This is a genomic window from Dietzia sp. SYD-A1, from assembly GCF_015356725.1.
Classification (GTDB): domain Bacteria; phylum Actinomycetota; class Actinomycetes; order Mycobacteriales; family Mycobacteriaceae; genus Dietzia.
This window is the reverse complement of the sequence record NZ_JADDKI010000152.1, coordinates 1-9833: the sequence shown is the minus strand read 5'-3', so window position 1 is coordinate 9833 and position 9833 is coordinate 1. Positions and strand designations below refer to the sequence as shown.

The window sequence follows — 9833 nt, the reverse complement described above, 5'->3', positions numbered from 1 at the left end:
ATGGTACTGCACTCGAGAGGGTGTGGGAGAGTAGGTCACCGCCGAACACAACTTCACACGAGAGCCCCCGAGACCGCCCACCGCGGCCCCCGGGGGCCCTCGTCATTTCACCCCACACCCACCACCCCAACCGACGCCGCGCCGAATACCCGCTTCGCCAGGTCCGATCCACGAAGTCCATCGAGGTCGACCACGTCGCCTCGAGCGTCGGAGAGCGGCACACGCCAGTTCGGATACTCCTCTGACGTCCCGGGCATGTTGACCGGGCGGCGATCACCGACGAGGTCGGCCACCGACACCGCGTAGAGAAGAGATGGTGCCGCGGCCAGGAATGCGTGGAGCGCCACCACCAGATCCTCCGTGCTGGCGCCCTCGAGTAAATCGCGCCGTCTGACCGCCTCGGTGTACGACCTGATCTCGGAGGCCGCGTCGGCGCGCTCCTGTTCGACATCGCCCGTCAGCTGGCCCAGTTCCTCGCGGACATCCACATGCACGAGGTCGACATACCCTGCAGTCGGTGGGAGGTCGTGAGTGGTCACCGACGCCATGCAGAGCCGGCGATAGTCCTCGGGGGGCACCGGCTGGGAGTCCTGCTGCTCGAACCACATCACCGAGGTGCCCAACACCCCGCGCTCGGACAGTTCCTCCCGGACCCCGGGTGCGACGGTCCCCAGGTCCTCTCCCACGATGACCGCGCCGGCACGCGACGCCTCCAGCGCGAGAACGCCGATCATCGCCTCGTGGTCATAGTTCACGTACGTCCCCTCGGTGGGCGGGAGCCCCGACGGGATCCACCAGAGCCGGAACAGACCCAGGATGTGGTCGATCCGTATCCCGCCCGAGTCGCGCAGCGCGGCGCGGACGATGTCCCGGAAGGGCCGGTACCCCTCCTCGGCGAGAGCATCGGGCCGCAGCGGGGGCTGGGACCAGTCCTGGCCCAGCTGGTTATAGACGTCCGGTGGCGCGCCCACGGTGACCCCGCGGGCGAGTGACCGGCGGAGCGCCCAGGCGTCGGCGCCGGTGGGATGCACCCCGACGGCCAGATCGTGGAGGATCCCCAGCCGCATTCCCGCCGACAACGCGGCGCGCTGCGCACCAGCGCGTTGCTGCGCGACCTGCCACTGCAGCCACTGGTGGAATCGGACCTCCCGCGCGTGGTCGGTGGCGAAACGCGCCACGTCGTCGGAATCCGGGTCCTTCAGCGCTGCGGGCCACCGCGACCAGTCCGGGCCCCACTCGGACGCCAGAGCACACCACGTGGCGAAACGGAACAGTCCGGGCTCCTGCTCGTCGGCGAAGTCGTCGAACGCCCGGGCCCGGTCCTCCGTGAGAGGCGCGGCGAACACCACCCGGAGCGCCTCGAGTTTGCTTCCCCACGAGGAGTCGCGGTCGATGGTGTCCTCGGTGTTCCTCTGCCGCTGCCCGGCCGCGAGGTCATCGACCACCTGCATCTCCTCGGGTGGGAGCGAGGCGTATTCCGGGATCAGCTCGGGCCGGAGGTACAGCGGTGAGGCGAACCGACGTGTGGTCGGGAGGTACGGGGACGGCTCCACCGGCGGGAGCGGTTCCCCGGCGTGCATCGGATTGACCAGGACGAAGTCGGCGCCGAGGTCCCGCCCGGCCCAGTCGGCCAGGTCGGCGAGGTCCGACAGGTCACCGACCCCCCACGACGTGTCGGACCGGACCTGGTAGAGCTGCGCGGCCAGCCCGACACCCCGGCGCCGTCCGAGATCCGGGGGGACCGGTATGGACCGCGGGGACACCACCAGGGCGGCTTCGACGACCCGCGGCTCCCCGGCCGACGGGCCGGTGCCGTCGAACGGGTCCGTGACGACGGCGACCAGGCGGTGCCACCCGAGGGGGAGCGAGTCGGGCAGCTCCAGATCGAATCGGTCGACTGGCGTCCCATCGACACTCCTCGACTCCTCCGCGGCGGCGGGGAGCACCAGGTCGAGCGGGTCGGACGAGTCCTCGAGGTGGACGGACAGCCCCACAGAGGTTCCACGGGGTACATGGACGGCGCACAGGGCCCCCGAGCCCTGCCTCGTCACGATCGTCGGGGGGAGCACCCGGCGCCACGGCCGCAGACGAACCTCCTCGAGCGCCGCGCTGACCGAGCCACCGCCCTCGTCGTCGTCCTCACCGACCGGGATGCCCATCGCGGCGAGAACCGCACGCAGCGTCCGGGCGGGGATCTCGCGGCGGATACCGCGGGCGTCCTCGTAGCTCGTGGCCACGCCGCACCTCTCGGCGAGCTCTACCAGGGCGGGGGGAACGGCGTCGGTCACGGTCACGGGGTCCTCGCGTCGGGTCGGGAGGCGCCGTCTACCGGGCGCCGCGGACGGTCACGGTCCACTGTGCCACCGGAGCGCCCCGGGCGCGGATCGCGAAAAACGGACCACACTCCGAGCGGGGGCGAGGGACCACGTACGCTGACCTCGAACACGTATCAGTTCCGCCCAGAGAAAGGCCGTGGACAACCCATGACCGAGGCATTCATCTACGACGCCATCCGGACTCCGCGAGGTAAGGGCAAGCCCGGCGGCGCTCTGCACGGGGTCAAGCCGATCGACCTGGTCGTCGGTCTCATCGAAGAGATGCGGCGTCGGTTCCCCGACCTCGACGAGAACCGGATCTCGGACATCATCTACGGGATCGTCACCCCGCTGGGGGACCAGGGCATGGATCTGCCGCGGATCGCCGCGCTGGCCGCCAAGATGCCCGACACCGTCGCCGGTGTGCAGATCAACCGGTTCTGCGCCTCCGGCCTGACCACCATCAACATGGCCGCCCAGAAGATCCGCTCCGGTTGGGACGAGGTCGTCCTCGCCGGCGGCGTCGAATCCATGTCGCGCGTGCCGATGGGCACCGACGGCGGCGCCTGGGCCCTGGATCCGGCGACGAACTACGACACGTACTTCTCCCCGCAGGGGATCGGGGCCGACCTCATCGCCACGCTCGAGGGGTTCACCCGTGAGGACGTGGACCGCTACGCCGAGCGCTCGCAGCGACTCGCCGCCCGCGCGTGGGAGGAGGGCCGGTTCGCCAAGTCGGTCGTCCCGGTCAAGGACATCAACGGCGTCACCATCCTCGACCACGACGAGCACATGCGACCGGGCACCACGGTCGAGGCGCTCGCCGGCCTCAAGCCCTCGTTCGCCATGGTCGGCGACATGGGCGGTTTCGACGCCGTCGCGCTGCAGAAGTACCACTGGGTCGAGAAGATCAACCACGTCCACCACGGTGGCAACTCCTCCGGCATCGTCGACGGCGCCGCACTCGTGGTGGTCGGGTCGGAGAAGGCCGGCAAGGAGATGAACATGACGCCGCGCGCCCGCGTCGTGGCCGCGGCCACCTCCGGCGCCGACACAACCATCATGCTCACCGGCCCGACCCCGGCCGCGAAGAAGGCTCTCGAGATCGCGGGGCTCACCCCGGACGACATCGACCTGTGGGAGCTCAACGAGGCGTTCGCCTCCGTCGTGCTGCGTTTCCAGAAAGACATGGACATCCCCGACGAGAAGCTCAACGTCAACGGCGGGGCCATCGCGATGGGTCACCCCCTCGGAGCCACCGGCGCCATGATCACCGGCACCGTGCTCGATGAGCTCGAGCGCACCGGCGGCAGGCGCGCCCTCATCACCCTCTGCGTCGGCGGTGGAATGGGCGTCGCCACCATCATCGAGCGCGTCTGATCCGCCCCACCGACACCACAGCCTTTAGGAGTAGAGAACCAGTGAGCGACAACATGTTCCGGTGGGAGCAGGACGGCGACGGCATCGTCACCCTCACCATGGATGACCCCGACCACGGCGCGAACACCATGAACGCGCGTTTCATCGACGACTTCTCGGAGACCGTCGGCCGTATCGAGGCCGAGAAGGAGTCCATCAAGGGCATCGTCCTGACCTCCGCCAAGAAGAGCTTTTTCGGCGGCGGCGACCTCAAGTCCATGATCACGGCGGGCCCCGGCGACGCCGAGGAGCTCTTCGAGCGGTCCATGCAGATCAAGGGCCGGATGCGCGCCCTGGAGACCCTCGGGGTCCCGGTCGTGGCCGCGATCAACGGCGCGGCCCTGGGCGGAGGTCTCGAGCTCGCCCTCGCCTGCCACCACCGCGTGATGGCCGACGCCCGCGGCGCCAAGGTCGGCCTGCCCGAGGTCACACTCGGTCTGCTGCCCGGCGGCGGCGGCATCGTCCGGACCGTCCGCATGTTCGGTCTGGCGCAGGCCGTGCCCAACATCCTGATGTCGGGCCGTTCGTTCGCCCCGGACAAGGCCCTCAAGGCGGGCCTGGTCGACGAGGTCGTGGCCCCCGAGCAGCTCGTCGACGCCGCGAAGGCGTGGATCAAGACCGATCCCGAGCCCAGTCAGCCCTGGGACCGCAAGGGGTGGACGCTGCCCGGCGGCACGATCAGCGACCCTGCCCTGGCCGGGGTCCTGCCGTCCTTCCCCGCCAACATGCGCAAGCAGACCAAGGGCGCGCCCTCCCCGGCGCCCCGGGCCATCATGGCCGCCGCGGTCGAGGGATCGCAGGTGGACTTCGCCACCGCCGAGAAGATCGAGGCGCGATACTTCGTCTCGCTCGTCACCGGTCCCATCGCGAAGAACATGATCCAGGCGTTCTTCTTCGACATGCAGCACTGCTCGTCCGGCGGCGCACGCCCCAAGGCCGCCGACGGCTCCGAGATCCCTCGGACCGAGTTCACCAAGGTCGGCGTCCTGGGCGCCGGCATGATGGGCGCCGGCATCGCGTACGTGTGCGCGAAGGCGGGGATCGAGGTCGTGCTCAAGGACGTCGAGCAGGCGTCCGCGGACAAGGGCAAGGCGTACGCGGAGAAGATCGAGGCCAAGGCGCTCGAGCGTGGCCGCACCACGCAGGAGAAGTCCGACGCCCTCCTGGCCCGCATCACGCCCACCACGGACCCGCAGGCGCTGGCCGGATGCGACCTCGTGATCGAGGCCGTCTTCGAGTCGCCGGATCTGAAGAAGAAGGTCTTCCAGGAGATCGAGGACATCGTCGCCCCCGACGCGTTGCTCGGCTCCAACACGTCGACCCTCCCGATCACCGACCTCGCGACCGGCGTCAAGCGTCCCGAGGACTTCATCGGACTGCACTTCTTCTCGCCCGTCGACAAGATGCAGCTGGTCGAGATCATCAAGGGTGAGAAGACCACCCCCGAGACCCTGGCCAAGGCGATCGACCTCACGCTGGCGATCCGGAAGATCCCGATCGTGGTCAACGACTCGCGTGGCTTCTACACCTCCCGCGTCATCGGCACGTTCGTCAACGAGGCGATCGGCATGCTGGACGAGGGGATCGAGCCCTCGACCATCGAGCAGGCCGGCCGCATCGCGGGGTACCCGGCGGCGCCGCTGCAGCTGTCCGACGAGTTGAACCTCAACCTCATGCTCAAGATCCGCGACACCGCGCGCGAGGCCGCCGCGGCCGCGGGCGAGGAGTTCGTGGAGGTGCCGTCCGACCGCGTCACCGCCACGATGGTCAACGAGCTCGGCCGCAGCGGCCGTCTGGCCGGGGCCGGGTTCTACGACTACACCGACGGCACGCGAGCGGGACTCTGGCCGGGCCTGCGGGAGGCGTTCAACACCTCGCCGGACAACGCACCGCCGTTGCAGGACCTGGTCGACCGCATGATCTTCGCCGAGGTTCTCGAGACCCAGAGGTGCGTCGACGAGGGCGTGATCGTGGACGACGCCGACGCCAACATCGGCTCGATCATCGGGATCGGGTTCCCGGCGTGGACCGGCGGTACCCGCCAGTACGCCAGGAACTACGCGGCACCGGGCGCCACGGAACCGTCGGGTTACAAGGGCTTCGTCGCCCGCGCCGAGGAGCTCGCCGCGAAGTACGGTGATCACTTCCTGCCCACCGAGTCGCTGAGGAAGGCTGCCGCCGAACAGGAGTGAAACGGCCACGGGCTCGAAGGCCCGAGCCGGACGAGACAGAAGCGGCCGCCCCCGGGGATCGCCCCGGGGGCGGCCGCGTGTCGTCGCCGTGTTGGGGGTAATTCACCGTTCTCAGTCGACCCCGTGTGGGCGAGGGCGATCGAGTTCGGCACGCGAGAACCGTCCTCTGCCTGCGATTTTGTAAATTAGGTAAGGCTTCCCATGTGAAGGTTAGGCTGTCCTTTGTTTGGGTGCTAATGTAGCCGCATGTTCAGACAGCGCTCAGGCTCGCTCCGGCTGGCCGTCGCCCTCCTGGCTCTCTCCCTGACCTCGTGCGGCGTGGCGACCGGGCTCGGCGGAGACCCCGCCACCATCTCGGGGATACCGCTCGCGTCGGAGGTCTCGGCGATCGAGGACCCACGATCCTTCTCCGGCGAACTCGCCCTGGAGTTGGTCGACGACCCGGTCGAGCCCGTCGCGACCGACCCCGCCCCGCAGCTGCCCGCCGTGGTCACCGACAACCAGGGCACGGTCGTCGAGGTCGCCGACGTCTCCCGGATCCTGCCCCTGGACATCTACGGAACGCTCTCGCGCATCGTGTTCGAACTCGGGTTGGGTGACAACGTGATCGGCCGGGACGTCTCCTCGGCCTTCGCCGAGATCGCTGATCGCCCACTGGTCACGCAGGACGGTCACCAGCTCAACGCCGAGGCGATCCTCGCTCTCGATCCCAGTGTGATCATCACGGACACCTCGCTCGGTCCGTGGGACGTGATCCTGCAGCTTCGCGACGCGGGAATCCCTGTCATCGTGGTGGACTCGCACCGGTCCCCGGACAACGTCGAGGCGCTCACCCGGGCCGTCGCGGACGGTCTCGGGGTGCCCGAGTTGGGCCGTGAACTGGGGGAGCGAACCCGCGCGAAGATCGTCGAGACCGAACGATCGATCTCGTCTGTCGTGCCGGAATCGGAGACCGCGCGGCTGCGCACCGTGTTCCTCTACGCACGTGGTAACGCCGGGGTCTACTACATGTTCGGCCAGGACAGCGGCGCGGACGAGTTGATCACCGCCGCCGGCGGGTACGACGTGTCCTCCGAGGTCGGGTGGAAGGGCGCCAAACCGGCCAACGACGAGGGGCTCATCGCCGCCCAGCCGGACGTCATCATCATGATGAACAAGGGGCTCGAGTCCGTCGGCGGCGTCGACGGGCTGCTCGAGAGGTTCCCGGCCATGGCCCAGACGCCCGCCGGGGCGAACCGGCGGATCGTCGCGATGAACGACGACCTCGTCCTGTCCTTCGGCACCAGGACCCCCGCGGTGCTCAACGCCCTCGCCGTGGCCCTCTACGCCCCCGACGCGCTGTGACGCTCACCGAGGAGTCACGGGCGCGGGTCGGCCGGCCGACGTCACACCCCGTCCCTGCGCGTACATCCGGCGGCGCCCACCGCATGGTGACCGGGGGCCTGCTGATCGTCGGGCTGGCGGTGGCGCTCGGGGTTCTGGGCGTGGTGGCCGCGGCGTCGGGACAGCTGCCCATCCCCGCGACAGAGGTCGCCTCCGGGTTCCTCCGCGGTCTCGGTGTCGACCTCGGCCCCGCCGCGAGCCACCCCCGCGCCGATGCCACGTTATGGAGCGTCCGCTTCCCCAGAGTGGCGATGGCGATGGTCGTGGGCGCCGCCCTCGCGGTGGCCGGTGCGCTCATGCAGGGAGCGTTCGGCAACCCGCTCGCCGAGCCCAGTGTGGTGGGGGTGTCCGCCGGTGCGGCCGTGGGCGCGGCAGCGGCGATCGTGTTCGGGTTGACCGCCTTCGGTGCCTGGACCAGCGTCGTCTGCGCCTTCGTCGCCGGCATCCTCACCACGACGGTGGTGTACCTGTTCAGTCGGAGTAACGGCCGGACCGAGGTGGTCACCCTGGTGTTGACCGGCATCGCCGTGAACGCCGTGGCGGGAGCCGCGCTCGCCCTGCTCATGTTCCTCGGAGACACCCAGGCCCGCGAGGAGATCGTCTTCTGGCAGCTGGGGAGTCTGAACGGCAGCCGGTGGGACCACGTCCTGGTGGTGGCGCCCCTGGCGCTGCTCGGACTGGCCCTGGCGACCCGCCTGGCGCGGCCGCTCGACCTGCTCGCGTTGGGGGAGCGTCCGGCCCGTCACCTGGGCGTTGACGTCGAGCGACTGCGAATCCACTCCATCCTGCTGGTCGGACTGCTCACGGCCGCTGCGGTGAGCTTCTGCGGAGTCGTCGCCTTCGTGGGACTGGTGGTGCCGCACCTCATCCGCATGATCGCCGGTCCGGGACACCGACTGCTGCTGCCGGCGTCCGCGCTGGGCGGCGCGGTGTGCCTGCTGGCCGCGGATCTGCTGGCCCGGACCGCGGTGGACTACGCGGAGTTGCCGCTCGGCATGGTGACGGCCGCCGTCGGCGGCCCGTTCTTCTTCTGGCTGCTGCACCGCACACGTCGTACCGCGGGGGGCTGGGGATGAGCGGCGGCGAAACACGCGTGCCGGTGGTGTCCGCCGAGGGGGTCACGGTACGCCTCGGCGGTCGGACCCTGCTCGATTCGGTGGACCTGGAGATCTATGCCGGTGAGGTGCTCGCTCTGGTGGGTCCCAACGGGGCGGGGAAGTCGACGCTGCTCGGCGTGGTGGCGGGGGACACCCACCCCGACGCCGGCCGCACCGTCCTCGACGGCCGCGATCTACGGCGGTGGCGCCTCGGGGATCTCGCCCGGCGCCGAGCGTTGCTCACCCAGGCCAACGCCGTCGCCTTCCCCTTCACCGTGCGGGAGATCGTCGCGATGGGTCGCGCACCCTGGGCGGCGCGGCCGGAGGGCGACCACGACGAGGAGGTCATCGAGGAATCGCTGGCCGCCACCGACACCGCCCACCTGCGGTCCCGGACCTTCCCGACCCTGTCCGGTGGTGAGAAGGCGCGCGTCTCCCTGTCGAGGGCGCTCGCGCAACGCGCCGGTGTGTTGTTGCTGGACGAACCCACCGCGGCGGTCGACCTGCGCCATCAGGAGGTCGTCCTGGAACTGGCCCGGACCGTGGCCGACGCCGGTGGGGCGGTGGTCGTGGTGCTGCACGACCTCGAGCTGGCGGCCGCGTGGTCCGACCGTCTCGTGATGATCTCGGACGGCCGCATACGGGCCGAGGGGTCCCCGGAGCAGGTCCTCACCTCCGAACTGGTGGAAGAGGTCTACCAGCAGCCGGTCGTCGTCGACCGGCATCCCGTCACCGGTGATCTGTTGGTCACCCCGGATCGACGACGATTCCGGACCGCCCGGACGCCGGTGGAGCCCGCGGTCGACACCACACACGCGTCGGCCCTCGTCAAGGAGTTCTCGTGAGACACACACTGTCATCAACGGCACGGGCGACCGTGGCCCGGATCGTCGCCGTTCTGACACTGGCGCTGCTCGGCACCTCGGTGCTGGCCGTGCTGACCCAGGCCCCGGCGCACGCCGCCGCGCGACTGACGGCATCGAGTTCGCTGGGCGGGGCGGTGGCGTCGACGTCGGGCCAGACCGGGTTCACCCTGTCGGGTTCGGGTTTCCAGGCGGTCGAGGGCGGTTTCGGCGGCGTGTACGTCGGGTTCGGCTGGGTCAGCGGGTCCGGGTGGGGGCCGTCCAACGGTGGCGCGACGGGCCGGACCTACGACTACATCCCGGACGAGCAGTCGCGCAGCAACCAGGGATACCAGGCATTCGTCGCCTTCCCCGGGTCGTCGACGGCCGGAGAAGCCCAGGCGACGATGGGTTCCGATGGATCGTTCCGGGTGAACCTCACGGTCCCGGGTCCCACGTTCACCGGAGCCGGGGGCAAGAGCATCGACTGCACCAAGGTCACCTGCGGTTTCCTCACCTGGGGCGCGCACGGGGTGCGCAACGGCGCCAACGAGACCTTCACCCCGGTGACCTTCCGGGCCGGGG

At 69.9% G+C, this 9833-nt stretch carries 6 protein-coding genes and 1 pseudogene; 6 read left to right on the top strand and 1 reads right to left on the bottom strand.

Translation table 11 applies throughout. The features are described 5' to 3' along the window. Positions 1–107 precede the first annotated feature (107 nt). Positions 108–2294: a 4-alpha-glucanotransferase gene (gene malQ, locus IY392_RS07130; RefSeq protein WP_309234027.1), complete on the bottom strand. Its 2187-nt coding sequence runs from the start codon at positions 2292–2294 to the stop codon at positions 108–110. A gap of 189 nt (positions 2295–2483) precedes the next feature. On the opposite strand from malQ, the gene IY392_RS07125 reads away from it, so the two are divergent. The 6 genes and pseudogenes from IY392_RS07125 to IY392_RS07100 form a co-directional block, all read left to right on the top strand. Beyond that, on the top strand, positions 2484–3695 hold the full coding sequence (locus IY392_RS07125; protein ID WP_107755817.1) for an acetyl-CoA C-acetyltransferase: 1212 nt from the start codon (positions 2484–2486) through the stop codon (positions 3693–3695). 41 nt (positions 3696–3736) lie between these two features. Next, positions 3737–5926, top strand: a complete 2190-nt coding sequence (locus IY392_RS07120; RefSeq protein ID WP_194860855.1) for a 3-hydroxyacyl-CoA dehydrogenase NAD-binding domain-containing protein — start codon at positions 3737–3739, stop codon at positions 5924–5926. 246 nt (positions 5927–6172) lie between these two features. Continuing rightward, positions 6173–7270, top strand: a complete 1098-nt coding sequence (locus IY392_RS07115; RefSeq protein WP_107755819.1) for a hemin ABC transporter substrate-binding protein — start codon at positions 6173–6175, stop codon at positions 7268–7270. Between the two features lie 83 nt (positions 7271–7353). Beyond that, entirely contained in the window at positions 7354–8385 is a 1032-nt protein-coding gene (locus IY392_RS07110; RefSeq protein WP_228549133.1) for an iron ABC transporter permease, read from the top strand. Further along, positions 8382–9251: a heme ABC transporter ATP-binding protein gene (locus tag IY392_RS07105; protein ID WP_194860853.1), complete on the top strand. Its 870-nt coding sequence runs from the start codon at positions 8382–8384 to the stop codon at positions 9249–9251. The genes IY392_RS07110 and IY392_RS07105 overlap by 4 nt, the downstream gene beginning before the upstream one ends. Beyond that, positions 9248–9833: pseudogene (locus IY392_RS07100) on the top strand (hypothetical protein); the annotation flags it as partial. The gene IY392_RS07105 and the pseudogene IY392_RS07100, both read left to right, overlap by 4 nt.